We start from the raw sequence: 25208 nt of genomic DNA on the forward strand, positions 1-25208 counted from the left end.
CTATCCCGCCGCGTGAAGTCCTGCTCGACGGAGCCGGCCACCGCTTAGGGCGCCCGAGGTCGTTTGACCCCGCCTCGGGCTTGCTCGCGACTTGAAGGCGCCGGGTCTGGCACCTGATCCCCCGCTTCGAGCTTTCGGGCTGCGGTTGGCCTATGGGATCGCCCCGTGGCAGGCCTGTAATGTGTCGAACGCCACCGTCTGAACCGTCCGATCGACACATGGTTTCGGTCAGGCGCCGGTGCCCTCCTCGTCCTCCTCGATCGGGTTCCAGTCGTCATCGTCTTCGGGGCGCTGCTCGCGGTAGAGGTCGGCAACCATGCGCTGCATGATGCCGAGCTGCTTGGCCGAGGGCGCCCAGTCCTTGCGCCGGGCTTGCCGGGCGATGCTGAGTGCGAAGTTCCGTGCCCACCCCTCGGGGGCGCTACGGATCACCGCCTTCCAGCTCCAGAGCAGTTCTTCGAGGCTCGGCGCATTCGCGGAAATCTGGCTGTGCATCGTCATGGTCAGAACTCGACCTCGCTGATGTGAAACCAGAACTTCGCCTGATCCTGCGGGGTCATCGCCTCGAAGGCGGCGAGGGCGTAGGCCTTCAGCTCGTCAACGCTCGCGGCTTCGGCCCAGCTGCGGGCGGCGCGCATGGCGTCCTTGCCGTGGAGTTGCTGCCGATCGGTCATGCGCGGCCCCTCCCGTTCACCTGGGAGAGGAAGGCGCGGCGGTCCTCCGGGCCGAAGCTTTTCCAGATCGCCCAGAACAGGCGCTTGCGGGCGTTGCGGGCGAGCGCGAGCCCACGCAGCCGGTCGAGCCCCGCGGCAACATAGGCCGCGAGTTCGTTGACCGGGGCGCTTTCCGCCCAGATCATCGCTTCGCCGGCCGTGGTGCCGAAGGGGACGCCGAGCGCAGGCCCGCCCGTGCTCAGCGTGTCGAGGTATCCCGCGCAGACCTGAGCCGCGTCCTCGGGGTGGCAGTGGTCGAGCGCGAACCAGACGGCCCTTGCCCACTCGGCACGCAGCCGGTAGCCTTCCCCCTTGAAGCGAGCCGCTTCGAAGTCCGCCCCGGTCGCGCCCGCCAGCGCGCCGGGGTTTTTCATTTTCAGCGGCTGCGGAGCCTGCGGGGTGGTTTGCGGGCCTTCGCTAACCGATTGATTTGAAAGGTTGTCGTTGAAGAGCGGTTTGCGAAATTCTCGTTGAAGATCAACGGGAGCGCAAAGCTTGTGGATCTGGGGGTCTCCCGTTCGAACCGGGAAGGCGGTACCATCTCCCCTCGCGCATTGTCCTGCCAGCTCCGGCGCTATTGCGCCGCTTTGGTGCAGGTTTCGGCACCGGTGACACTGCCGCCCGGCGCCTGCTCCGAACACGCTCGAGGGCGTGGCCTATCGGGCGCGCGGGCGGCGGCCGATCCGGCCGCTTGCCAGCAGCACGCCAAAGATCGCCACCGCGACGCCAATCACCTGCGTCAGATGCGGCATCCGGCCGAAGGCCGCGGCGATCAGCAGCGCCGAGACCGGCACCAGGTTGAACAGCACCGAGGTCGCCGCGGGGCCGCGCACTGAGATCCCGACCTGCCAGAACAGATAGGCCAGCACCGAGCCGATCAGCGCCATCCACAGGATCGCGCCCCAGGCGGTGGGCGAGGCTGCGGCGGCGATCGCGAGCGGGTCTTCGAGGGCGAAGGCGGTGATCAATAGCGTCACGGCCCCGGCAAGCATCGTCCAGGCCGAGGTCTCGAGCGGGCTGGCGTCCCGCACCCAGCGACGGCAGCCGATGGTGTAAAGCGCCCAGGCCAGGCTGCCCGCGAAGATCAGCAGATCGCCCGGGGCAAAGCGCGCGCCGGAAAAGGCGCCGACGGTCAGCGCCACGCCGATCAGGCTGATCGCCATGCCGAAAAGCGCCCGCCGGGCTGGCCAGCGTCCGCCGATCAGCGCCTCGAGCAGGTTCGTGGTGAGCGGGCTCGTCCCCATGATCAGCGCCGCGGTGACCGGGCTCGAGGTGCGCATGCCAAGGAAAAGTGCGGCGTTGAAGCCCGCGACCCCCACCACGCCCAGCACGAGGAAGGCCAGGGCATTGCGCCGCAACGCCCGCAGCCCCGGTCCCTCGGCCAGGCGCAGCCACAGCAGGATGCCGAGCGCGGCAAAGACGAAGCGCCCGGCGGCGGCGCTCCAGGGCGGCAGCTCCTGCAGAACGATCCGCGTCGCTTCGAAATTCGAGCCCCAGAACACCGCGGCCAGCGCGCTCAGCACCAAGGCGGAGCCTTCGATGCGGCGGGTCTCGGCGTGGGGGTTTTCGGTCAGGTCGGTGAGGGACATCTCGGGTCTCCATCAGGTGGGAATGCCCCTGTCTGCCATTCCGTTCATTCGCTGAATATGGCAGGCTTCTTTCACCTGTTTTCCGAAAACGGAAAGACCATGGATCGGCGGAACTGGGACGACATCCGCATTTTCCTTGCGCTGGCGCGGGACGGCACGCTGTCGGGGGCGGCGCGACAGCTTGGCATCGGGGTTGCGACGATCTCGCGCCGGATCGAGCGGGTCGAGCAGGGCATGGGCCTGCCGCTGTTCCTGCGCCATCAGCAGGGCTATGACCTGACCGATCAGGGCGCGGCGCTGCTGCCGCGGGCCGAGGCGATGGAGCTTGCCGCCCAGCAGATGCGGCGCGAGGCCGAGGCGCAGGTCGAGATTCGCGGCCTTGTGCGGCTGGCCAGCATCGAGAGCCTGATCTCGCCCTTCGTGGTGCCGGCGCTCGCCCCGCTTCTGGCCGCGAATCCGGGGCTCGATGTCGAGATCAGCTTTTCGCCGATGACGGTGAACCTGCACCGCCACGACGCCGACCTTGCCCTGCGCATGGTCGAGCCGGAAAGCGGCAATCTGACGGTGCGGCGGCTCGCGGTGATGGGCTTCGGGCTGTATGGTCCGGCGGACGGGGCGCGGCCCGTGCGGCAGGTCAGCTGGCCCGATCTTGCCAGTCTCGGCACGCCGCTCGCCTGGTCGCGCGCCTTCGGGGCGGGAGAGGGCGGCCGCTTCGCCGTCAACACGCTCGAGGCGCAGGTGACGGCGGTGGCGGCGGGGCTGGGGGTCGGCGTGCTGCCGCATTTCCTGGCCCGCCGCGCCGGGCTCAGGCTGCTTGCCGAGACCCTGCCGCAGGGCGGGCGGATGGCGCGGCCGGTGCTGCTGGCGATTCACGCCGATCTCGCCGCCTCGCGCCGGGTGCGGGCGGTGGCCGATGCGATCGCCTCGGCGATCACCGCGCAGCGCCGCGCGCTGGAAGAGCCCTGACGGGGGCGACAGGTCCGTAAGACTGTCCTGTGCTGGGCGGATGTATGTTCCCCTGCAGTTTCAGGAACTTGACCTTGAGCACATCGCTGCGCTGATCGAGGTCGCGCCACTTGCCTGCATCGTGGCGCAGACGGAGGACGGACTGATCGCGAACCACATCCCCGTGTTGAGGGCGCCTGACGGGGCGCTCATCGGTCATGTCGCGACGGCGAACCCGATGCACCGGCTGATCCCGGAGGGGGGGCGAGGTTCTGGCGATCTTTCGCGGCGAGGATGCCTATGTCTCGCCCGGCTTCTCCCCCTCGAAGCCCGGGCATCACCGGCATGTGCCGACCTGGAATTATGAGGTGGTCCATGTCCATGGAACGATTACCTTCCAGCAAGACGAGCACGCCAGGCGCGCGACCGTCGGGCTGCTGACGCGCAGCCACGAGCGGCGCGTGAACGGCAAGGACGCCTGGCGGATGGCCGATGCGCCGGCCGATTACATGGCGCAGATGCTGGCAGGCGTCATTTCCTTCCGCATCGTGGTAACGCGGACCGTGGCGAAGGCGAAGCTGAGCCAGAACCGCGAGGCGCGCGATTACCTCGGCACCATCGAGGGCCTGCGGCGCACCGGCCACGCCGCGATGGCCGCCGACATGGAGGCCCGCCTGCCCCGAAGCGAGTGACCCGCCCGGATCTGGCGGTTTCGGGCCGTTGCCTTGCCGCTGACCCGGTCGGCCTGGTGCGGTTGCCTCGCCCGGCGACGCGACGCGCCGGCGGCGCACGATTTCGACTTGCCGATGCTGCGGCGTGTCGCTAAACGGGTCGGCGGAGACGTGGCCGAGTGGTCGAAGGCACACCCCTGCTAAGGGTGCAGGCCCGGAAGGGTCTCGAGGGTTCGAATCCCTTCGTCTCCGCCACCTATCATTGAAATCACTGACAGATGCGCGGCAGCGCCCCTTGACGCGCCAAGACACCTGCCAACCTATTTGCGCTTGGACGCGATTTGGTGCGGCAGTCAGGTGCACCACGGCCGGGCAAAGCGACAAGCTGATGGCGGTGCGGGGCTCGCCGAAGCCCGGCGTCTCCTCGGGCGAGGCGCTGGCCGAGATGGAGCGTCTGGCCAGCCAGCTGCCGCCGGGCTTCTCGCTGCAGTGGTCGGGCCTGTCGCTCGAGAAAGGGAAGCCCGGCAACGGCGCGATGATGCTCTCTGCGCTGTCGCTTGCCGCGGTGTTCCTGTGCCTTGCCGCGCTTTACGAAAGCTGGGTGATCCCGATCGCGGTGATCCTGGCGATGCCGGTCGGCATCCTCGGCACGCTCACCGGGACGGCGCTGACCATCTTCTTCGTGCTGAGCAACATGATCTTCGGAGGGCGCAAGAGAGCGGTCCGAGGGCAGGAAACGCGCTGCGCACGATCATGTCGGGCGGTCCTTTGGGGCGGCCCGGTGATCTGCGGCAGCCTTGCCGGGCACCGGTGTTTCGCTTGGGCCCGGGAAGGCTGGAAAGCTGCAGGAAGGCCGAGGCAGAGATCGGAGGAGGCACGGAAGCCCTCCCCGGACTTGTCTTTGGGCAAACGCGGCGCGATCCGGCGGCGCCGGTGCAGGCCGACCTCAGGCTGCGTCGACGAAGGCCGCTTGCAGCCGTTCCGATTCCATCAGAACCGCTGCCGTCTTGCGCAGATGCGCCTCGATGAGGTCGCCGGCTGCGGTGACATCGCGATCGAGCGCGGCGCGCATCAGCGCGGCATGTTCCGCATTCAGATCGCGCCCGCCCACCGGGCTGCCGCCCTGGGTGAGACCGGAGAGCTGACGGTAGCGCTCGGACTGAATGAAGAGTTGCTGGCGGAACCGCAACCACCAGCGATTGCCGCAGGCACTGGTCAGCGCGTCGTGAAAGGCCGTGTGCAGGGTCTGCCAGTGCAGGATGGCCTCGCGATCCGAGGTCGTGTCCAGGGCCCGGGTTGCTGCCGCGAGCCGGTGCTCCGCGGCGATCAGCTCGCTTTCCCAGTTCACGTCGCCGCGTGCGATCGAGGCGGTCAGACAGTGCCGCTCGACATCGACGCGGGCGTCGGTCAGCTCGGTCAGCTCGTCGCGCGAGATCGGCGAGACGATGAAACCACGCTGCGGCAGGGCGGTCACCAGCCCTTCGGCGCTCAGCCGCGCCAGAACCTCGCGGACGATGCCGGTCGAGGAGGAGAAGCGCAGCGCCAGATCGTCGATCTTGAGCTTGGTCCCGGGCAGGAAGTCGCCCAGCACGATGCTGGTGCGGAGATCATCGGTGATTTGCGCCGTGAGGCTGGATTTGGGGCTCTTGTCTTGCATGAAACATTCTTAGCATCATTCGGTAGCGAGTAAAAAATTAATTTTATGTTGAAAAATTGACTGCGCGCCTCTAGACCTGAAAATGGTTCCAGCAGGAGGAAGATCATGAGGTTTCTGGCATTCGAGGCGCAGGGCGCGAAAGGCCTCGCCGTTGCCGAGGGGGAGGGCACGTATCACGGCCTGACCGAAACGGATCCGGCCTTTCCGGGCGATCTCGAGGCGCTGATCCGGGCAGGGCTGCCGCCGGCGGCGATCGCGGCGCTGCAGGCCGGGCCGGAGATCGACCCGGCGGCGGTGCGTGTGGCGCTGCCGCTGCGCCGCCCGGGCAAGATCCTTTGCGTCGGTCTGAATTACGCGGCCCATGCGAAGGAATCGGGCCACGAGATCCCGAAGGTGCCCACCGTGTTCGGCCGCTTCGCGAGCGGGCTGATCGCCTCGGGCGAGGGGCTGGTGCGGCCGCGGGTGTCGGAGCTGTTCGATTACGAGGCGGAGCTTGCCGTGGTGATCGGCAAGGCGGGGCGCGACATTCCGAAAGAGCGCGCGCTCGAGCATGTCGCGGGCTACACGATCTTCAACGACGGCTCGGTGCGCGACTGGCAGCTGGCGACGCCGCAATGGACGGTGGGCAAGAATTTCGACGGCACCGGCGCGCTCGGCCCGGTGCTGGTGACGCCCGATGAGCTGCCGCCCGGCGCTTCGGGGCTGCATCTGCAGCTGCGGCTGAACGGGGAGGTTCTGCAGGACACGAAGACCGACGATCTGATCTTCGGCGTCGCCGATCTGATCGCCTTCCTGTCCACCGCGATGACGCTGGAACCCGGTGACATCATCGCCACCGGCACGCCCTCGGGCGTCGGCGGCGCGCGCAAGCCGCAGGTCTGGCTGCAGCCGGGCGACATTTGCGAGGTCGAGATCGAGGGCATCGGCATTCTGTCGAACCCGGTCGTGCAACAGGAGTGAGGCCCGGAGGAGGGCCGAGACAAGGGAGAGAGAAATGGCGGAATTCAATCCGAAGACGGTGGGGCTGGGCTATGTCGCGCTCGGCAGCACCGATCCGGCGCGGGCGGTGGCGCATTACCGCGACGTGCTCGGCCTGACTGAGACCGGCAGCGAGGGGGGCGCGACCTATCTGTCGCTGTGCGGCGCGCATCACGACATCGTGGTGACCAAGGCCAGCGAGAAGAGCTTTGTGCATCAGGGCTATCAGCTGCGCGAAGACATCGAGCTTGCGGGGTTCGCGCGGGAGCTGGAGGCGGCGGGCTTTGCCGCGCAGATCAAGTCCGACAGCCAGCCGGGCGTTGCGAAGCTCGTCGAGATGGTCGGACCGGGCGGCGTGACCTTCCAGTTCTACAAGGAGATGGCGCGCACCGTTTCCCCGGCCACACCCGCGGGGATCGCGCCGCTGCGGCTGGGCCATATGGCGATCATCAGCCCGGAGGCGGCGAAGCTCTTCGCCTTCTACCGCGACGTGCTCGGCTTCCACTACACCGACGACATCGCCGGGCTCGCCTTCTTCCTGACCTGCAACCGCGACCACCATGTGGTGAACCTCGTCGGCCTGCCCGACAGCCGGGTGCATCACATCGCCTTCGAGCTGCGCGACGGCGGCGATCAGGTGCGCGCCGCCGATATCCTGTCGCGGACCGGCAATCCGACGCTCTGGGGGCCGTCGCGGCATGGCGCGGGGCACAATCTGGCCGGCTATCACCACGACCCCGACAAGGTGATGATCGAGCTTTACACGCAGATGGACGTCTACCTTCCCGCGCTCGGCCAGCACGAGCCGCGGCCCTGGCATGGCGAATATCCGATGGTGCCGAAATCCTGGCCGATCGAGAAGATGTCGATCTGGGCCACCGCGTTCGATTTCAACATCGCGATGGGCTGAGCGTCGCCCAACAGCAAAAGAAGAGAGCCGGGGAATTCCCGGCTCTCTTTCGTTTCGGGGGGGCGTGACTGCGGCAGGCCTCAGCCCGCCGCGATCTCGAGCTTGAAGGTGAAGGGCTGCAGCGCCTCGCGCAGCGCCGCCGCGTCGCCCTGCGCGAGGGTGACATGGGCGACCATGCCGCGCGCCGGATCCTGCTCGACGCGCACGGCGGCGAGCGGGATCGCCGCATCGGCCGCGGTGTCGCGCAGCACGCTCTCGATCTCGCGCATCACCAGCGCCGGCTTGAAGATCTTGCCGACCGCGGTCACCGGCATCGCCTCGATCACATGGATCGCCTTCGGCCGGGCGGCGCGTTCGCCGATCTCGGCCTCGGCCCAGGCGGCGATCTCGGCCACGCTGAGCGTGGCGCCGGGCCTGGGCTGGACATAGAGCACCGGCACCTCGCCGGCATGGGCGTCGGGGCGTCCGACCGCGGCGGCAAGGGCGACCTGCGGGTGGTGGTGGATCGGGTTCTCGATCGTCGCGGGGTCGATGTTGTGGCCGCCGCGGATGATGAGTTCCTTGCGCCGGCCGGTCAGCCAGAAGAAGCCGTCGCCATCCTCGCGCCCGAGATCGCCGGTGTTGAACCAGCGCCGGCCCTCGACCTCGACCCAGGCCGCCGCGCTCTGGCCCGGATCGACATAGCCGGCAAAGACATTCGGCCCGTCGAGCAGCAGGCTGCCGGCCTCGTCGGTCGCGCACCAGCGCCGGAACCGCCCCTCGGCGTCGAGCTCGGCCGCGCGCATCCGCTGATAGGGCAGGCGCATCCCGATCGAGCCGATCCGCGGCGCGCCATTGGCCGGGTTCAGCGAGGAGACGCAGGCCCCCTCGGTCAGCCCGTAGCCCTCGAGGATGTTCAGCCCGGTCGCGGCCTCGAACGTGCCGAACAGCGCCGCCGGCATCGGCGCCGCGCCGCAGACGGCATATTCGAGCGAGGACAGGTCATGCCCCTCGACCGGCGTCGCCAGCAGCGCCGAGAGGATCGTCGGCACCGAGGAGAAGAGGGTGACGCGGAATCGCTCCACCACCTCCCAGAACCGCGCGAGCAGGCCGGGCGTGCGGTAGCCTGCCGCGCCGCCAAGCACCACCGCGCCGCCCTGCATCCAGACCGCGAGCCCGGTCACGAGCTGGGCGTTGACGTGGAACAGCGGCAGCCCGCAGAAGGCGACGGTGCCCGGGTGCAGCAGCCGCGGATGCGCCGCGGCGATCGCCCAGGCGTCGAAGATCTCCGAGCGCTGGCTGCGCCGGGCGATCTTCGGCAGGCCGGTGGTGCCGCCGGTGCAGAAATAGGAGGAGATGTCGTCGGGCCCGGGGGGCTCGAAGGTGAGCGCCTCGGCGGGATGGGCGGCGCGCAGGCGGTCGAAGTCGCGTACCGGGATCGCACCGACGGCCTCCGGCGCCGCTCCGGAGCCGACCACCAGCACCTGGCGCACGCAGCCGCTCGCGCCGGCCGCTCGGGTCGCCTTGTCCCAGATCTCCGGGTCGATCCCGGGCCCCGCGGCGACCAGCATCTTCGCCCCCGCGGCGGCGAGCAGCGCGCCGAGTTCCTCCGCGCCGAGCGCGGGGTTGAGCGCCATCACGATCCCGGCGGTCTCGCCGCCCCAGATCGTCCAATGCGTCTGCGGCAGGTTCGGCAGCAGATAGGCGACCACGTCATCGCGCCCGATCCCCTCGGCGCGCAGCATGTTGGCGGTGCGGGTGATCTCGGCGAGGAGCGCGCCCCAGGACCAGGTCTCGGGACGGTCGAGCGCCGCCAGTACCGGAAAGAAGCTCAGCGCCGTCTGCCCGGGCCGGGCGGCCGCGACTTCGCGCAGCGCCGCATAGGTGCTCGCGGGCAGCGGGCGCTCCTCGAGCGGCGTCGCCTCGATCCGAAGGATGTCCGCAAGCTCCGAGATGCCCCGGGGCAGGTCTTTCATGGTCATGCCGCGTTCTCCAATGTGAGGGGGGCTGCGGGGGTGATGCTGTAGGCCTCCGCAAGCCAGTCAAGCTGTCCGTCGCCGGCCCCGGGCAGAAGCTGGTCGGCGATGATCCGGTCCGGGCGCACGAGCAGCATCGCCGGCCCGGCGCCGAGCCAGCGTTCGAGCGCGCGGTCGGGGTCGCGCAGCGGCCCGCCGGCGTCGATCGCAACGATCCGCGCGTCCAGCCGGGCGAGCGTGGCGCGGTCCTTCGGGCCGAGCCGCGTCCCGGGATCGACGCCGAGGCCGACAAGGGCGAAACCGCGCCCCATCAGCGCGTCGAGCCGCACCGGCGCATCGCCGTCCGAAAGCTCGGGCGTCTCGATCAGCCGGCCGACCTTCCGGCCGGCCTGCCTTCGCACGAGGGGCGAGTGGCGCAGCACGTTGTGCGGCACGGGATCGTTGCAGTCGACATGGTTGCGCAGCGGCGGCAGGCTCCAGATCAGCCGCATGATCCCGTCGCGCAGCCGCGCGCGGGCCGGCTGCGTCGTCATGATGAAGCCGCCGAGCCGCACCGCGAACCCCGTCGCCTTCTTCAGCTGCGGCAGGCGCTCGCTGTAGTAGCTGTCGAGGATCTCTTCTCCGAACCGGCCCTGCAGCACGCCGGCCAGTTTCCACGACAGGTTGCCCGCGTCGCGCACCCCGCCGACCAGCCCCTGCCCGGCGAAGGGCGGGGTCACATGCGCGGCGTCGCCGGCAAGGAACACCTGCCCGACCCGGAACTGCGAGGCATAGCGGGCGTGGAAGGTGTAGATCACGCAGCGCTCGATGCCGAAGCCGGTGCCGCCGCGCCGCTCGGCGATCCGGGCGCGCACCCAGGCCTCGGAGGAGACCTCGGCCTCGTCGTCGCCCGGCATCACGAGGAATTCCCAGCGTCGCCGGCCGCCGGCATTGGGCAGGGTGAGCGCGGGCCGCGCCGGATCGCAGAAGAAGAAGATCCCGTCCTCGGGAAAGCGATCCTCGAGCGTGTCGACCACCACCCACTTCTCGGTGAAGGTTTCGCCCTCGAAGCGGAGCCCGAGTGCCGCGCGGATCTGGCTCGAGCCGCCGTCACAGGCGACGGCATAGCGCGCCCTCAGCGTGCTGCCGCCAAGATCGAGCGTCACCCCCCCGGCATCCTGCGCGAGCGACCTCACTTCGGTGCCGCGCCGCAGGATGACATTGGGCAGCTCGGCGATGGCTTCGGTCAGGCCGCGTTCGAGATCGGGCTGGTAATAGGTTCCGCGCGAGGCAAAGCCGAAGGCCTGCGGGCAGCGGGTGAAGGCGCCCAGCACCTTGCCCTTCGCGTTCAGGTAGCGCACGCCGAGGTCGTGGACGAAGGAGGCCGCGATCCGGTCGAGTACCCCCACCGTCCGCAGGCTGCGCATCAGCTCGGCGTCATAGGCGATCGCGCGCGGCGTGGTGAACGGCTCCGCGCGCTTTTCGAGCAGGCAGACGCGCAGGCCCGCCTGTCCCAGTTGCAACGCCATCATCAGCCCGGTCGGGCCGGCGCCGACGATCGCGAGATCGCAATCGCATGTCCTGTCATCCATGGTCCTCTCCCTCCCTGCGTTCAGTGGTCGGCAAGCCCCTGCATCGCCACCCGCGCGGCGGGCCGCGCGAGCAGCGCGTCGGCATGGGCGGCAAGCGGGCCGGGCAGGGCGAGCCCCAGCGCCCGCGCCCAGACGAAGACGTAGAACAGCGCCGCGTCATCCGGGCCGATCCGGTCGGGGGTGCGCGGCACCGCCTCCCATTGCGCCGCGAGCGTCGCGAAGCCCGTCTCGATCTCGCGGCGTCCGAGCGCGCGCAACGCGTCCTGCGCGCCGGGATCGGCGGTGAATTTCTGCGGCATCGCAAGGAAGGTGAAGCCGCGCGCATGGATCGAGCCGACGATGAAATCGAGGCGTTCGAGCAGCCGCGCCTCGGCCATTGCGCTTTCGGGCCAGAGCCCGGGGGCGCCATGGCTGCGGCAGAGCCAGCAGGCGATGGCCTGGAATTCCGTCAGCACCGCGCCGTCGTCGAGGCGCAGCGCCGGAACCTTGCCCTTCGGGTTCGTCTGGCGGAACTCCGGGGCATGCTGCGCGCCCGTGCGCAGGTCGACCGGCGCAAGCTGATAGTCGACGCCAAGCTCCTCAAGCAGAAATACGATTCCCATCGAGCAGGCGCCCGGGGCGTGAAACAGTGTAAGCATGATCTCTCCTCCTGACTCCCTCCTACCCGAAAAAATCGGCAAAAAGAAGAAAAATTAATTTTTATTCGAATATTGAATTGACTTTGATTTCATATTGACCAAGTGTTCATTTCGAGATGTCGCGGCGACCGCCGGCGTCTCGTATCGCAGCGGATCCGCACGGCCCGGGCAGGGGAGGCCCAGGTTCCTCATCCGACCGGTTCGCCCGCAGCGGCGGGGCCGGCGGCGGGGCGTGCCGGGCTGCTTCACTCAGGGAGGAGAATTCGCAATGCCCACGAAAGTTCAAACCGCAGCGCCCGATCTCGAGGTTCCGGTGCTCATCGTCGGCGGGGGCGGCGCGGGCCTGACCAGCTCGATGCTGCTCTCGGGCCTCGGCGTCGAGCATCTGCTGGTCAGCGGGTTGCCGACCACCTCGATCCTGCCCAAGGCGCATGTGCTCAATCAGCGCACGATGGAAATCCTCGAGGATGCGGGCATTGCCGAGGCGATCTACGCCCGAAGCACCCCGGCGCAGAACATGCGGGCGATGGGCTGGTATGCCGGCCTCGCGGGCGACGACCCGGACATGGGGAAGACGATCGCCAGGATCGAATGCTGGGGCGATGCGCTCGACAACGTCAACTGGCAGCAGGCGAGCCCGCTGCGATCGGCCAACCTGCCGCAAATCCGGCTCGAGCCGATCATGAAGGCGCGGGCCGAGGCGCTGAACCCCGGCCGGGTCCGGTTCCATCACGAGCTGACCGCGCTCGATCAGGACGCGGAGGGTGTCACCGCCCGGATCACCAATCACGACGACGGCTCGGACTACACCGTGCGGGCGCGCTATGTGCTTGGCTGCGACGGGGGGCGGACGATCCCGCGCCTTGTCGGCATCGCGCATCAGGGGCTGGGCGTGGTCGCGCAGATGGCGACGGCGCATGTCTCGGCCGATCTGTCGCAGCTCGCCCGCGATCCCGACGTGCTGATCCGCTGGATCTGGTGTCCGGCGATCGGCGAGATGGCGGTGCTGGTGCCGATGGGGCCCGACCACTGGGGGCCGGAGAGCGAGGAATGGGTGTTCCACATCACCTCTCACGGCGACCGGCCGAGCGATTTGAGCGACGTGCAGATCGTGGCCAACATGCGGCTCGCGCTCGGCATTCCGGATCTGCCGGTGACGGTGCACAAGACCACGCGCTGGGCGCTCGAGGGCATGCAGGCGGAGCGGTTCCGCGCCGGGCGGGTGTTCCTCGTCGGCGACGCGGCGCATCGCCATCCGCCGACCGGCGGGCTCGGGCTCACCAGCGGCATTCAGGACGCGCACAACCTGTGCTGGAAGATCGCCGCCGTGCTGAAGGGGGAGGCCGGCGCGGCGCTGCTCGACAGCTACGAGCCGGAGCGCGCCCCGGTCGACGGTCGCAACATCCAGCGGTCGATGGAGAATTCCGTCGCGCATATGGCGATCGGCCAGGCGATGGGGTTGTCGCCCACGGCAACGGCCGAGCAGAACTGGGCGCAGGTCAAGCGCGTCCTGAGCGACCGGCCCGAGGATGCCGCGCATCGCGCCACGGCGCTGCGCGCGATCCGGGCGCTCAGCATGGAGGCGAACGAGCTGAACATCGAATACGGCTATCGCTACGCCTCCGGCGCGATCGTCGGGGACGGCAGCGTGGCCCCGGCGAATGTCGACGAGATCCGGCTTTACGAGCCGAGCACCTTCCCGGGCAGCCCGCTGCCGCATGCCTGGCTCGATGACGCGCAGGGGCGGCGCCTGCCGATCAAGGATCTGGTGCGCCCCGGTCGCTTCCTGCTGATCGCCGGCGAGAACGGCGCCGCGTGGTGCGCCGCCGCCGAGGCGCTTGCCGTCGCGAACGGCCTGCCGCTCGATGCGCTGAGGATCGGTCATCTCGATGGCGACCTGTATGATCCGCGGCTGATGTGGGCGCGGGCGCGCGGTATCTCGGAAAGCGGTGCGGTGCTGGTGCGTCCCGACCGGGTGATCTGCTGGCGTCAGGCGGAAGCGGGGCAGGATCCCGCCGCTGCGCTGGCCGCGGCGCTCGGGCAGGTGCTGGGGCGCACGCTGGCCGCCGGTTGACGGCACGAGCACCGACCCCCGCCCGGCTGCGACCGGGCGGGGGTGTCGTGCGGGGGGTTGACCCCGGGCGGATTCGAAGCGCAGCTCGGCAGGCGAAGCAAGGGCTGCGGAAAGGATCTGCGATGGCGCGGGTGAACCTCGAACGACGGGCCGAGATCGGCCGGGAACGGCGGGCGCGCACGCGCGCGACGATCCTTGACGCCGCCCGCAGCTGCTATGCCCAGCCGGGCGTGCAGCCGGTCACCATCGAGATGCTGACCCAGGCCGCGGGGGTCGCGAAGGGCACCTTCTATGTCCATTTTCCCGATCTCGCGACGCTGGAGGCGGAGCTTGGCGACGAGATTCTCGGCGCGCTGGCCGAACGCCATCAGGCGGCGCTCGGGCTGGTGGCGGACCCGCTGACGCGGATCGCGACGGTGGTCACCATCCTGCTGCTTGACCTCGCGCAGCGGCCGGTGCAGGCGCGGCTCGTGGCGCGCGCCATCGCCGTCCTGCCGGATTTCGCACTGGCCGTTCAGGACCGGCTGCGCAACGACATCGTCCAGGTCCGGGATGCAGGGGTGCTGCAGATCGGATCGCCCTGCCTTGCCGCGCATGTCGTCGTGGCGATCGTCGCGCAGGCGGCGCAGCTGATCGGCGCGGGCGAACTTGAGGCGACCGGCATCGGGGACCTGGTGCGTGCCATCCTCCGGTCGCTTGGCTGTGCGCCGCAGGACGCCGCGCGGCGCGCCGAGACGGCGCTTGGCCACGCCGAGGCGATCATCCGCACCAGGCTGGACTGAGCCGGCGCCGTTCTGGGCCGGCTGTCGCCGATCGCGTGGTTGTCTCGCCAGATGTGTTCGTTCCCGCGCAGATGGACCGGTCTCCCACGGCTGAAAATTTTTAAAAATATAAAAAATTAATTTTAATTGAGAAAATTGACTTAACCTGTTACGCAGGGGAAGGCCGTGAGGGAGCGCGGCCGCCGGCCGCGGGCGCCGTGCGTCCTGAAAGGCCGGGCGAATGCAGGGAAGGTGCCGCGGGGCACCGGGGGAGAAAACATGAAGAAGATCACGATGACGGCGCTTGCCGTCGCGTTCAGCGCGGGTGCCGTTCACGCCGGGGGGGTGGAACGCGCCGATCCGTCAGTTGGGATTCTGTTCGAGCAGGGCCGCTACGTCGAATTCGGTTTCGGTGCGGCGCAGCCCAGGGTTTCGGGAACCGGGATCGACGCGACGACGACGGGGGTTGCGGGCTCGGGCGATCTGGTGCCGGGCTTTGGAACCTATGGCTTCGCCTACAAGGAGCCACTGAACGAAAAGCTTGATCTGGCGATCATCGTGAACCAGCCAATCGGGGCGTCGTCGCATTATCCGGACGACAGCGATTTCCTGCTGCGCGGGGTCACCGGGCAGATCGAGTCCACGGCGCTCACTGCCCTGCTTCGCTACCGGATGCCGAACAACCTGTCGGTCTATGGCGGGCTGCGGATCGAGCAGACCTCGGGCAGCACGACGGCGCCGCTTGCGGCCTACCGGATGGCCACCTCGACCGAGACGGATCTTGGCTATCTCCTTGGCGTCGCCTGGGAAAAGCCAGAAATCGGGGCGCGGGTCGCGCTGACCTACACGTCGAAGATCACCCACGAGTTCCGGGCGACGGAGCAATTCGGGGCCACCACGATATCCGACCGGTTCTCGATGACGGTGCCGGAATCGGTCAACCTGGAATTCCAGACCGGGCTGAACCCGAAGACGCTTCTGCTGGGGGCGTTGCGCTGGACGCACTGGACCCAGTTCGACATCACGCCCCCGGCCTACGCGGGGGCGATCAACCCGCTGACCTCGCAGCCTTTCGGCTCGCTGGTCAGCTTTGGCTCGAACGTGACGACGCTGCAGCTCGGGCTCGGTCGCAAGTTCAACGAAAGCTGGTCGGGGGCGGTGATGCTGGGCTACGAAGCTGACAGTGGCGATATCATGTCCAATCTCGGTCCGACCGATGGCTACAGCTCGATCACGGTCGCGGCAAACTGGCAGGCAACGGACCGCATCAAGATCTCGGGCGGGGTGAGCTATTTCGACATCGGCGACGCGCGAACGGCGGTCGGCAGGTTCCGCGGCAACCATGCCTGGGGTGCGGGGCTGCGCATCGGCATGAATTTCTGAGCCGGTTGGTGCCGAGCCTGCAACGAGCTGCGGGCCCGGTTGCGCAAGTCCCCTGAAGGCCGAATGCCGCTTTCCCGATATGGACATATCCTGCGCATCCTGGGTTCGGGCCCATTGATTTCAGGCATCTTGCGTGATGCGGGTCCTGCAAGGAGATCTGCTCGATGGGCAACCTTTACGGGCTGTCCGACGCCCGGATCGAGCGCCTCAGGCCTCTCTTTCCGAGAAGCCATGGCAAGCCGCGCGTCGGTGATCGGCGCGTCCCAGGCTGCATAGTCTTCATCAATCGCAAGGGCTTGTGGCGGTGCGACGCGCCGAGGGAATGCGCCCTGGCGAAGATCCTTTACAACCGCTGAAAGCGCGGGAGCGACACCGGCGTCTTCGCTCGGATCATGGGGGGCCTCGCGGTCGAAAGTGTTGAGCACCAGATGGCCAGGATCGACGCGACCTCTCTCATGGCGCACCGCTCGGCGTCGAGACTGCGGGCAAAGGGGGCGCTCAGGCCGGCGCGGTCGAACCACGCACGATCAGCTCGCCCGCCAGCACCACCCGCCGCGGCCGCATCTTGGCCGAGCCGATCCGGGCGAGCAGCGCCTGCATCGCCTCGCGGCCGAAATCCTCGACCGGCTGGCGGATCACCGTGATGCCCGGATCGACGAGGTCGGTCCAGACCTCGTCGTCGAAGCCCGCGATCGCCAATTGGCCCGGGATCGCGATCCGGCGCTCGTGGCACAGCTTCAGTGCGGCGCGCACGAAGAGGCCGTTCGACAGGATCAGCGCATCGGGCATCTCGCGCTCGAGCAGTTCCGCAAGCGCCGCGTGTCCGGCATCGAAGCTCGGCAGCGAGAGCGCGCTGCGCACCGGCAGGCCGTGACGCTCGAGCGCCGCCTCGACCTCGGCGCGCCGCTCCATGCCGGTGGCGGAGGTCGAGCCGAACAGCCCGGCGATCCGTCGCCGGCCCGAGGCCACCAGATGATCGACCAGCTCGGCCGAGGCGCGGGCATTGTCGAGCACGACGCTGTCGAAATCGGTCTCGGGCATGGCGCGGTCGACCAGCACAACGGGCCTGTCCACGCGGGCCAGCGCGGCGGGCGAGAGATGGCGCGTCGGCGTCATGATCAGCCCGCTCACCCGTTCCTCGGCCATCAGCTCGAGATACATCGCCTCGCGCGCCGGGTCCTCGTCGGTGTTGCACAGCAGCACCCGCATGCCCGCGGCATAGGCGGCATCCTCGACCGCCCGGCTGAGCTGGGTGAAGAACGGGTTGCGGATGTCGGCGACGATCAGCCCGACCGCCATCGAGCGCTGCGAGCGCAGCTGTCGCGCGGCAAGGTTCGGTCGGTAGCCGGTGGCGGCAACGGCCGATTCGACGCGGCGCAGCACCTCGGCGCTGACCGGCCCCTTGCCGAGCGCGCGAGAGACCGTCGAGGTCGAAACCCCCGCGGCCCGGGCGACATCCTTGATGCTGACGCTCATGTCACTGCAAACGTTTCCAGTTTCTGGCTGCGCGGAACATGCCATGTTTTCAGTGATTTCGCAATGAAATAGCGCGGGTATGTGGAGGGCCTTCGCAGGTGCAGCGGAAAATATTGTGGGAACGTTCCCACAGGCGTGTTAATGTGCCCTCACACGGTGGCTGGAGGAGCGCCAATGTCCCTTTCCCATGATCCCGGGCTTTTGCCCCGCGAATTGATCCGTCTGGATGCGAAGGTTGTCGACAAGGCCGACGCGCTGCGACAGGCGGCGGCGCTTCTGGCGGCCGCGGGCTGCACCCGGCCGGGCTTCGAAGCCAGCATGGCCAAGCGCGAGGCGGCGGCGGACACCTTCCTTGGCCGCGGCATCGCGATCCCGCATGGCATGCTCGACGAGCGCGATCTCATCCAGCGCGACGGCATCGCCGTGCTGCAGGTCCGCGACGGCGTGCGCTGGAACGAGGGGCAGACGGCGCAGCTGGTGGTGGCGATCGCGGCGCGCTCGGACGCACATATCGGCATCCTGCGCCGGCTGACCCGGCTGATGCAGGACGTGCCGCGGCTTGAACGCCTGTCCCGCACCGAGACTGCCGACGAGATCATCGCGGCGCTCGCGGGCGACGAGGGCGCGGCGCCGGCCGCCGCCCCGGCGACCGACCTCGGGCAGAGCTTCGACTGGGTGCTCGATTATCCCTCGGGGCTGCATGCGCGCCCGGCGACCGAATGGGCCGAGACGGCGCGGCGCTTCTCCTCGCGCATCCGCGTGCGCCACGGGGCCGAGGCGGCGGACGCGCGCAACATGCTGTCGCTGCTGCAGCTCGGGCTGAAGGCGGGCGATGCGCTGACCTTCTCGGCCGAGGGGCCGGATGCGGCCGATGCGCTCTCGACCCTGCGCATCGTCGTCGCGGGCCTGTCGGCGCGCGAGAAGGCGCAGGCCGCACAGGCCGAGGCGAAGCGGGCCGCGGCGCAGGCGGCGGGTGGCTGGCAGCCGGTTCACGCCCCCGATGTCGACGATGCGCGAGTGATCGACGGGGTGTCGGCCGCGCCGGGGCTGGCGATCGGGCGGCTCCATCGGCTCGAGACCGGGCCGACCGAGATCCCCGATGCCGAGCCCGGCAAGCCCGAGGATCTGGCCCGCGCCGCCGACCGTTTGCACGCGGCGCTGGCCCGGGCCCGTGAACAGCTGCGCGCGCTCGCCGATGACACCGCCCGCCGTCTGGGCGAGGCCGACGCCGGCATCTTCCGCGCCCAGGCCGAGCTGCTCGGTGATCCGGCGCTGGTGATCCATGCTTCGCAATCCCTGGTCGACGGCCATGGCCTTGCCTGGTCGTGGAACCGCGCGATCGAGGAGGCGGCCGAGCCGATGCGCCGCTCGGGCAATGCGATCCTCGCCGGCCGCGCGGCCGATCTGCGCGACGTGGGGCAGCGGGTGCTTGCCCTGATCGATCCGGTGCTGGCGCGTCCGACCCCGGCCGAGCTGCCCGAAGGCACGATCCTGATCGCCGACGACCTGACGCCCACCGACACCGCCGGGCTCGACCCCGCGCGGGTCCGTGGCCTGGTGACCGCGCAGGGCGGGCCGACCTCGCACAGCGCGATCCTTGCGCGCACGCTCGGCCTGCCGGCGGTGGTCGGCGCGGGCGCGGCGCTGTCGCGGCTGACCGATGGCGCCGAGGCGATCGTCGACGGCACCGGCGGGCGGCTCTATCTCGAGCCCTCCGAGGCGGATCTGGCTTCGGCCCGCGCCTGGATCGCGGCCGAGGAGGGGCGGCGCGAGCTGGATGCCGCCGCCCGCGCGCTGCCGGCGGCCACCACCGACGGTCACCGCATCGAGATCGGTGCGAACATCAACCTCGCCGAACAGGCGCCCTTCGCGCTTGCCCAAGGGGCCGAGGGCGTCGGGCTGATGCGCACCGAGTTCCTGTTCCTCGAACGCGCCGAAAGCCCGACCGAGGAAGACCAGTATCAGGCCTATCGCGCGATGGCCGAGGCGATGGGGGACCGGCCGCTCGTCATCCGCGCGCTCGACATCGGCGGCGACAAGCAGGTCTCCTATCTGGACCTGCCGCGCGAGGAGAACCCCTTCCTTGGCGTGCGTGGCGCGCGGCTTCTGCTGCGCCGGCCGGAACTGCTGGTGCCGCAGCTGCGTGCGCTCTACCGCGCGGCGCGCGATGGCGCCCGGATCTCGGTGATGTTCCCGATGATCACCTCGGAACCCGAGCTGATCGCGCTGCGCGAGACGGCGGGGCGGATCCGCGCCGAGATGAAGGCGCCCGAGATCCCGCTCGGCATCATGATCGAGGTGCCCTCGGCGGCGCTCCTGGCCGACCGGCTGGCGCGGCATGCCGATTTCTTCTCGATCGGCACCAATGACCTGACGCAATACACGCTGGCGATCGACCGGCAGAACCCGGTGCTGGCGCCCGAGGCGGACAGCCTGCACCCCGCGGTGCTGGCGCTGATCGCGGCGACGGTGAAGGGCGCGCATGCGCATGGCCGCTGGGTCGGTGTCTGCGGCGGTATCGCGGGCGATCCCTTCGGGGCGGGGCTGCTGGCCGGCCTTGGCGTCGACGAGCTGTCGATGACGCCGCGCGACATCCCGGCGGTGAAGGCGCGGCTGCGCGGTGCGGCGCTGCCCGCGCTGCAGGCGCTGGCCGAACGGGCGCTGGCGATGACCGACGCCGATCAGGTGCGCGCGCTCGCCCTTGATCCGCAGGTGGCGTCATGAGCGCCGCCGACCTTCACAGCGCCGACCTTCACACCGTCGCGCTGAACCCGGCCGTCGATCTGACCGTGGGGCTTTCGCAGCTGGTGCCGGGCGAGGTCGCCCGCGCCCGCTCGGCCCGCCACGACCCGGGCGGCAAGGGGGTGAACGTCGCCTCCTGCCTCGCGGACTGGGGCGCGCGGGTCGCCATTCATGGCCTGCTTGGCGCCGAAAACGCCGCGCGCTTCGAGAAGCTTTTCGCCTCGAAGGGGATTGCCGACCGCATGGTGCGGCTCGCGGAACCCACGCGCACCAACATCAAGCTGCTGGAGGAGGGCGGGCGCACCACCGACGTCAACCTGCCGGGCTTTTCCGCCTCGGCGCGCGATCTGGCGGCGGTGGCCGACAGCCTTGCGGATGTGGGCGCGGGCGCGCTTGTCGCGATCTCGGGCAGCCAGCCGCCGGGGCTTGAGGACGACGCCTCGGCGCGGCTTGCGGGCGGGTTGGCCCGGCGCGGCGCGCGGGTGATGCTCGATGTCTCGGGCGCGCCGCTGCGCGCGGCGCTGGCGCTGCCCGCCGATGCCGCCCCCTTCGCGATCAAGCCGAACCGGCACGAACTCGAGGAGTGCCTTGGCCGGCCTCTGGCCGTGCGCGCCGATCTGGTTGCCGCGGCGCGGGGGCTGCTTGATCGCGGCATTGCGCTCGTCGTCGTGTCGCTGGGCACCGAGGGGGCGATCTTCGTCGGTCGTGACGCGGCCGTCCACGCGGCCCCGGTCGCGCTCTCGCACGGATCGACCGTGGGGGCGGGCGACGCGATGGTGGCGGGGATCGTCTCGGCGCTGGCCGAGGGGTTGACGCTCGACCGGCTGGCACAGCGCGCCACCGCCTTTTCGGTGGGCAAGCTGCGCAACGCCGGCCCTCACCTGCCCGAAAGGACCGAGCTGCGCTCGCTTGCCAGCGCCGTGCCGGTGCGCCCGCTTTCGGCGTGGCTCGCCGAGGGCTGAGCGGGATTGCGGCCGGGGAGGGAGACCCGGCCGGACGAAAAGGGCGCACCGCCCACGGGCGGTCGCCGATGCGGGAGGCCCGGGCCCGGATGGGGCCGGGCGGAGAAGACACTGGAGGACAGGAGGAAGAAATGTCCGATATCGTGGCCGTGATCGGCGCCGAGACCCTGGCGACGCACGGGATGCTGGCGCGCGAAGCGCTGAAGAAGGCCGCGGCCGGGCTGGGCCGCGCGATCCGGATCGAGCTGCACATGCCCGAGGGCGTGAGCGACCCGCTCGACGCCGCGACGGTGGCGGGTGCGGCGAAGGTGCTGCTGGTGGGCGAGCTGCCGCCCGATCCGCGCTTCGAGGGCAAGCAGGTGCTGCGCGCGACGCTGCAGGAGGTGCTCGATGCGCCCGCCGCGGTGCTCGGCCGGCTCGAGGGCGCTGCATCGGCGCCGGGCATCGGCGCCGGGCTGAAGATCGTCGCGATCACCTCGTGCCCGACCGGCATCGCGCATACCTTCATGGCGGCCGAGGGGCTGCAGCAGGGCGCGAAGGAAATCGGCGCCGAGATCCGGGTCGAGACCCAGGGCTCGGTCGGTTCGGAAGACGCGCTGACGGCGGCGGAGATTGCCGCGGCGGACCTCGTGGTGATCGCCGCCGACCGCCAGGTCGAGCTGAGCCGCTTTGCCGGCAAGAGGGTGTTCCAGTCGCAGACGAAACCCGCGATCAACGACGGCGCCGGGCTGATCCGCCGCGCCATCGCCGAGGCCGCGGTGCTGAGGGCCGGGCAGGACGAGGCCCCGGCAGAGGCGCAAAGCGGTGCCGCTTCGGCGAAGGCCGGTGGCGCGGCGGGTGTCTACAAGCACCTGATGACCGGCGTGTCCTTCATGCTGCCCTTCGTCGTGGCGGGCGGCATCCTGATCGCCATCGCCTTCGCGCTTGGCGGCATCTATGTCTATGACGACGCGCATCAGGGCACGCTTGGCTGGACGCTGTTCCAGATCGGCGCGAAGGGGGCCTTCACGCTGATGGTGCCGGCGCTGGCTGGCTATATCGCCTTCTCGATCGCCGACCGGCCCGGCATCGCGCCCGGCATGACCGGCGGCGTGATCGCCGGCACGATCGGCGCGGGCTTCATCGGCGGCATCCTCGCGGGCTTCATCGCCGGCTATGCGGTGCTGTGGCTGAACCGCGCGATCAAGCTGCCGAAGACGCTGCAGGGGCTGAAACCCGTGCTGATCCTGCCGCTTCTGGGCGTCTCGATCACCGGGCTGCTGATGTTCTATGTGATCGGCAAGCCGACGGCGGAACTCCTGGCCGCGCTCACCGCCTGGCTGCAGGGGATGCAGGGCGCGCAGGCGGCGGTTCTTGGCGCGCTGCTCGGTGGGATGATGGCGGTCGACATGGGCGGGCCGATCAACAAGGCGGCCTACGCCTTCGGCACCACGCTGATCGCCGCGAACGTGACCGAGCCGATGGCCGCGGTGATGTGCGCCGGCATGACGCCGCCGCTCGCGCTCTCGATCGCGACGAAGCTCTTTGCCAACCGCTTCACCCCCGAGGAACGCGAGGCGGGCAATGCGGCCTTCGTGCTGGGCCTGTCCTTCGTCACCGAAGGCGCGATCCCCTTCGCCGCGCGCGACCCGTTCCGGGTGATCCCGTCGCTGATCGCGGGCTCGGCGGTGGCCGGTGCGATCTGCATGGCGATGGGGGTTCAGCTCAAGGTGCCCCATGGCGGCATCTTCGTGCTGCCGATCCCGAACGCGGTGGGCAACCTGCCGGGCTTCGTGATCGCGATGCTGGCGGGCACGGCGGTCTCGGTCATCGCGCTGCGGATCGTCAAGCCGCGGCTTGCGGCGGCGGCGACCTCCGCCCAGCTGAAGGCCGCCTGAGCGCGGCCTTCGGACAGATCCTCCCCGGTCGCCCGGGCGTCTTGCGCGGATCGCGTGCAGGGCGTCCGGGCGGCGCCTTTGGCGCCCCCCGGGATGTCCGTCCCGGATGGGCTCAGGCGTTGAACAGGAAGTGCAGCACGTCGCCGTCCTGGACTTCGTAGGTCTTGCCCTCGACGCGGAACTTGCCCGCCTCCTTGGCGCCGGTCTCGCCCTTGTATTTCACGTAATCCTCATAGGCCACGGTCTCGGCGCGGATGAAGCCGCGCTCGAAATCGCCGTGGATGACGCCCGCCGCCTGCGGCGCAAGCGTGCCCTTGCGGATCGTCCAGGCGCGGGCCTCCTTCGGGCCGACGGTGAAATAGGTCTCGAGGCCCAGAAGCTGATAGCCCGCCCGGATCAGACGGTCGAGGCCGGCCTCGTGCAGGCCGAGCTCCTCGAGGAACATCTTCGCTTCCTCGTCGTCGAGCTGGCTGATCTCTTCCTCGATCTTGGCCGAGATCACCACCGAGGCGGCGCCCTGTTCCTGCGCCATCTGCGCCACCTTCTCGGACAGCGCGTTGCCGGTCGCTGCCTGCGCCTCCTCGACGTTGCAGACATAGAGCACCGGCTTCGCCGTCAGCAGCTGCAGCATGTTCCAGGCCTTGCGGTCGTCCTCGACGATCTTGACGGTGCGCGCGGGAAGGCCCTTTTCGAGGACCTCCTTCGCGGCCAGCATCAGGCGCGCGTCTTCCTTCGCCTGCTTGTCGCCGGCGTTGATCTTGCGCGAAAGGTTCGCCAGCCGCTTTTCCAGGCTCTCGAGGTCGGCGATCATCAGCTCGGTCTCGATCGTCTCGGCATCGGCGATCGGGTCGACGCGGCCCTCGACATGGGTCACATCGCCATCCTCGAAGCAGCGCAGCACATGGGCGATGGCATCGACCTCGCGGATGTTCGCGAGGAACTGGTTGCCAAGGCCCTCGCCCTTCGAGGCGCCCTTCACGAGGCCCGCGATGTCGACGAAGGTCATCCGGGTCGGAATGAGCTGCTTCGAGCCGGCGATCGCGGCCAGCGCCTCGAGCCGCGCGTCGGGCACCGCGACCTCGCCCACGTTCGGCTCGATCGTGCAGAAGGGGAAGTTCGCCGCCTGCGCCGCGGCGGTCTTGGTGAGCGCGTTGAACAGCGTCGACTTGCCCACGTTCGGGAGCCCGACGATCCCCATCTTGAAGCCCATGATCTTGCCCTCTCGCTCATCCGCTGTTGCGGGCCTCTTACGCGGGCGCGCGTTGCATGGCAAGCCGCGCCCCTTTCGGCATTGATTTTCCCGCATCCATGCCGCAAACCCGGGCGGACAGAGCAGGGGACCGCACATGACTCGCATCGATGCCAGATTTGCCGCGCTGAAGGCCGAGGGGAAGAAGGCCTTCGTCGCCTATATCATGGCGGGAGACCCGGATATCGAGACCTCGCTCGCGGTGATGAAGGGGATGCCCGCGGCGGGCGTCGACGTGATCGAGCTGGGCATGCCCTTCACCGATCCGATGGCGGACGGTCCGACGATCCAGCTTGCCGGTCAGCGCGCGCTGGATGGCGGCCAGACCCTGCAGAAGACGCTCGACATGGTGGCCGAGTTCCGCAAGACCGACGACGTCACGCCGATCGTGATGATGGGCTATTACAACCCGATCTATAACCGCGGCAGCGAGAAGTTCGTGGCCGATGCGCTGAAGGCCGGTGTCGACGGGCTGATCGTCGTCGACCTGCCGCCCGAGGAGGATGCGGAGCTCTGCATCCCGGCGAAGAACGCGGGGCTGAATTTCATCCGTCTCGCGACGCCGACGACCGATGACAAGCGCCTGCCGAAGGTGCTGCAGAACACCTCGGGCTTCGTCTATTACGTCTCGGTCACCGGCATCACCGGCAGCCAGGCGGCGCAGGCGGGCGATGTCGGCCCCGAGGTGGCGCGGATCAAGGCCTCGACCGATCTGCCGGTGGTGGTGGGCTTCGGCATCTCGACGCCCGAGGCCGCGCGCACCATCGCGGGCGTCGCCGACGGCTGTGTCGTCGGCTCGGCGATCGTGAAGCTGGTGGGCGAGGGCAAGTCCCCGGCCGAGGTTCTGGCCCGCGTGGCCGAGCTTGCCGCGGGCGCGCATTCGGCCTGAGGGCGTTCCGGGCCCTGCGCAGGGGGGCCGTCTGCCCCCCTCTGCCTTCGGCATTCACCCCCCGAAGGTATTTTCGGCAAGGAGAAAGCCGGGCGGGAGAGTCGGGGCTTTCCGGCGGATTGATCTTTCCCGCTTGAATTGGTAAGGCGACATTACCAGAAGCGGAGG

The 25208-nt window shown here is 69.4% G+C and carries 22 protein-coding genes, 1 tRNA gene and 2 pseudogenes; 15 read left to right on the forward strand and 10 right to left on the reverse strand.

Annotated elements, in window-relative coordinates; genetic code table 11:
- Positions 1-228: 228 nt before the first annotated feature.
- From DYS74_RS08100 to DYS74_RS08110, 4 genes are all read right to left on the reverse strand, one after another.
- Positions 229-501, reverse strand: coding sequence for a hypothetical protein (locus DYS74_RS08100; protein WP_121532683.1), 273 nt, complete (start codon positions 499-501; stop codon positions 229-231).
- Between the two features lie 2 nt (positions 502-503).
- Positions 504-674, reverse strand: a complete 171-nt coding sequence (locus DYS74_RS18645) for a hypothetical protein (protein ID WP_164881194.1) — start codon at positions 672-674, stop codon at positions 504-506.
- The gene (locus DYS74_RS08105) at positions 671-1087 is read right to left on the reverse strand and encodes a hypothetical protein (RefSeq protein WP_121532685.1); all 417 of its coding nucleotides are present in this window, start codon (positions 1085-1087) and stop codon (positions 671-673) included. The genes DYS74_RS18645 and DYS74_RS08105 overlap by 4 nt, the downstream gene beginning before the upstream one ends.
- Before the next feature lie 282 nt (positions 1088-1369).
- Positions 1370-2302: a DMT family transporter gene (locus DYS74_RS08110; RefSeq protein ID WP_121532686.1), complete on the reverse strand. Its 933-nt coding sequence runs from the start codon at positions 2300-2302 to the stop codon at positions 1370-1372.
- A 99-nt stretch (positions 2303-2401) separates the two neighbouring features.
- Here DYS74_RS08110 and DYS74_RS08115 point away from each other — a divergent pair, with 99 nt between their 5' ends.
- The 5 genes and pseudogenes from DYS74_RS08115 to DYS74_RS08130 all read left to right on the forward strand — a co-directional run.
- Positions 2402-3268, forward strand: coding sequence for a LysR family transcriptional regulator (locus tag DYS74_RS08115; RefSeq protein WP_121532688.1), 867 nt, complete (start codon positions 2402-2404; stop codon positions 3266-3268).
- Between the two features lie 40 nt (positions 3269-3308).
- Positions 3309-3614: an FMN-binding negative transcriptional regulator gene (locus DYS74_RS19040; protein ID WP_281272458.1), complete on the forward strand. Its 306-nt coding sequence runs from the start codon at positions 3309-3311 to the stop codon at positions 3612-3614.
- Positions 3526-3939: an FMN-binding negative transcriptional regulator gene (locus DYS74_RS08120; protein ID WP_281272462.1), complete on the forward strand. Its 414-nt coding sequence runs from the start codon at positions 3526-3528 to the stop codon at positions 3937-3939. The genes DYS74_RS19040 and DYS74_RS08120 overlap by 89 nt, the downstream gene beginning before the upstream one ends.
- Before the next feature lie 144 nt (positions 3940-4083).
- Positions 4084-4173, forward strand: a tRNA-Ser gene (locus DYS74_RS08125).
- A 133-nt stretch (positions 4174-4306) separates the two neighbouring features.
- Positions 4307-4588, forward strand: a pseudogene (locus DYS74_RS08130) (efflux RND transporter permease subunit); the annotation flags it as partial.
- A gap of 276 nt (positions 4589-4864) precedes the next feature.
- On the opposite strand, the gene DYS74_RS08135 reads toward DYS74_RS08130, so the two are convergent.
- Positions 4865-5575 (reverse strand): GntR family transcriptional regulator, encoded by a 711-nt coding sequence (locus DYS74_RS08135; protein ID WP_121532690.1) that lies wholly within the window; start codon positions 5573-5575, stop codon positions 4865-4867.
- 105 nt (positions 5576-5680) lie between these two features.
- Between DYS74_RS08135 and DYS74_RS08140 the strand changes: the two genes are divergently transcribed.
- Both DYS74_RS08140 and DYS74_RS08145 read left to right on the forward strand, forming a co-directional pair.
- Positions 5681-6535 (forward strand): fumarylacetoacetate hydrolase family protein, encoded by an 855-nt coding sequence (locus tag DYS74_RS08140; protein ID WP_121532692.1) that lies wholly within the window; start codon positions 5681-5683, stop codon positions 6533-6535.
- A gap of 34 nt (positions 6536-6569) precedes the next feature.
- Positions 6570-7463, forward strand: a complete 894-nt coding sequence (locus DYS74_RS08145) for a VOC family protein (RefSeq protein ID WP_121532694.1) — start codon at positions 6570-6572, stop codon at positions 7461-7463.
- Between the two features lie 80 nt (positions 7464-7543).
- On the opposite strand, the gene DYS74_RS08150 is transcribed toward DYS74_RS08145, so the two are convergent.
- Genes DYS74_RS08150 through DYS74_RS08160 form a run of 3 tightly spaced genes read right to left on the reverse strand, consistent with a single transcriptional unit; the run spans position 7544 to position 11627 of the window.
- Entirely contained in the window at positions 7544-9424 is a 1881-nt protein-coding gene (locus tag DYS74_RS08150; protein ID WP_220668835.1) for an acyl-CoA synthetase, read from the reverse strand.
- Complete coding sequence (locus DYS74_RS08155) at positions 9421-10989, reverse strand: bifunctional 3-(3-hydroxy-phenyl)propionate/3-hydroxycinnamic acid hydroxylase (protein WP_121532696.1); 1569 nt, start codon at positions 10987-10989, stop codon at positions 9421-9423. The genes DYS74_RS08150 and DYS74_RS08155 overlap by 4 nt, the downstream gene beginning before the upstream one ends.
- A gap of 20 nt (positions 10990-11009) precedes the next feature.
- Positions 11010-11627, reverse strand: coding sequence for a glutathione S-transferase family protein (locus tag DYS74_RS08160; RefSeq protein WP_121532698.1), 618 nt, complete (start codon positions 11625-11627; stop codon positions 11010-11012).
- Positions 11628-11895: 268 nt separating this feature from the next.
- Here DYS74_RS08160 and DYS74_RS08165 point away from each other — a divergent pair, with 268 nt between their 5' ends.
- The 4 genes and pseudogenes from DYS74_RS08165 to DYS74_RS18930 form a co-directional block, all read left to right on the forward strand.
- Positions 11896-13701, forward strand: a complete 1806-nt coding sequence (locus DYS74_RS08165; RefSeq protein ID WP_121532700.1) for an FAD-dependent monooxygenase — start codon at positions 11896-11898, stop codon at positions 13699-13701.
- A gap of 122 nt (positions 13702-13823) precedes the next feature.
- On the forward strand, positions 13824-14483 hold the full coding sequence (locus DYS74_RS08170) for a TetR/AcrR family transcriptional regulator (protein ID WP_121532702.1): 660 nt from the start codon (positions 13824-13826) through the stop codon (positions 14481-14483).
- Positions 14484-14741: 258 nt separating this feature from the next.
- Positions 14742-15845 carry an OmpP1/FadL family transporter gene (locus tag DYS74_RS08175; RefSeq protein WP_121532704.1) on the forward strand — a complete coding sequence of 368 codons (1104 nt, stop codon included), beginning with the start codon at positions 14742-14744 and terminating at the stop codon, positions 15843-15845.
- A gap of 164 nt (positions 15846-16009) precedes the next feature.
- Positions 16010-16336 (forward strand): annotated as a pseudogene (locus tag DYS74_RS18930) (IS5/IS1182 family transposase); the annotation flags it as partial.
- A 7-nt stretch (positions 16337-16343) separates the two neighbouring features.
- Here the strand turns inward: DYS74_RS18930 and DYS74_RS08185 are convergent.
- Positions 16344-17321: a LacI family DNA-binding transcriptional regulator gene (locus tag DYS74_RS08185; RefSeq protein ID WP_121532708.1), complete on the reverse strand. Its 978-nt coding sequence runs from the start codon at positions 17319-17321 to the stop codon at positions 16344-16346.
- Positions 17322-17495: 174 nt separating this feature from the next.
- On the opposite strand from DYS74_RS08185, the gene ptsP reads away from it, so the two are divergent.
- From ptsP to DYS74_RS08200, 3 genes are all read left to right on the forward strand, one after another.
- On the forward strand, positions 17496-20045 hold the full coding sequence (gene ptsP / locus DYS74_RS08190) for a phosphoenolpyruvate--protein phosphotransferase (protein WP_121532710.1): 2550 nt from the start codon (positions 17496-17498) through the stop codon (positions 20043-20045).
- Entirely contained in the window at positions 20042-21025 is a 984-nt protein-coding gene (locus DYS74_RS08195; RefSeq protein WP_121532712.1) for a 1-phosphofructokinase family hexose kinase, read from the forward strand. Before ptsP ends, DYS74_RS08195 begins: the two co-directional genes overlap by 4 nt.
- A gap of 131 nt (positions 21026-21156) precedes the next feature.
- On the forward strand, positions 21157-22902 hold the full coding sequence (locus DYS74_RS08200) for a fructose-specific PTS transporter subunit EIIC (RefSeq protein ID WP_121532714.1): 1746 nt from the start codon (positions 21157-21159) through the stop codon (positions 22900-22902).
- Positions 22903-23014: 112 nt separating this feature from the next.
- Here the strand turns inward: DYS74_RS08200 and ychF are convergent, their stop codons facing one another.
- Positions 23015-24112 carry a redox-regulated ATPase YchF gene (gene ychF / locus DYS74_RS08205; RefSeq protein WP_121532716.1) on the reverse strand — a complete coding sequence of 366 codons (1098 nt, stop codon included), beginning with the start codon at positions 24110-24112 and terminating at the stop codon, positions 23015-23017.
- A gap of 136 nt (positions 24113-24248) precedes the next feature.
- Between ychF and trpA the strand changes: the two genes are divergently transcribed.
- Positions 24249-25040, forward strand: coding sequence for a tryptophan synthase subunit alpha (gene trpA, locus DYS74_RS08210; RefSeq protein WP_121532718.1), 792 nt, complete (start codon positions 24249-24251; stop codon positions 25038-25040).
- The last annotated feature ends 168 nt before the right edge of the window (positions 25041-25208 follow it).

This window comes from Paenirhodobacter hankyongi, from assembly GCF_003664585.1.
GTDB classification, from domain to species: domain Bacteria; phylum Pseudomonadota; class Alphaproteobacteria; order Rhodobacterales; family Rhodobacteraceae; genus Rhodobacter; species Rhodobacter hankyongi.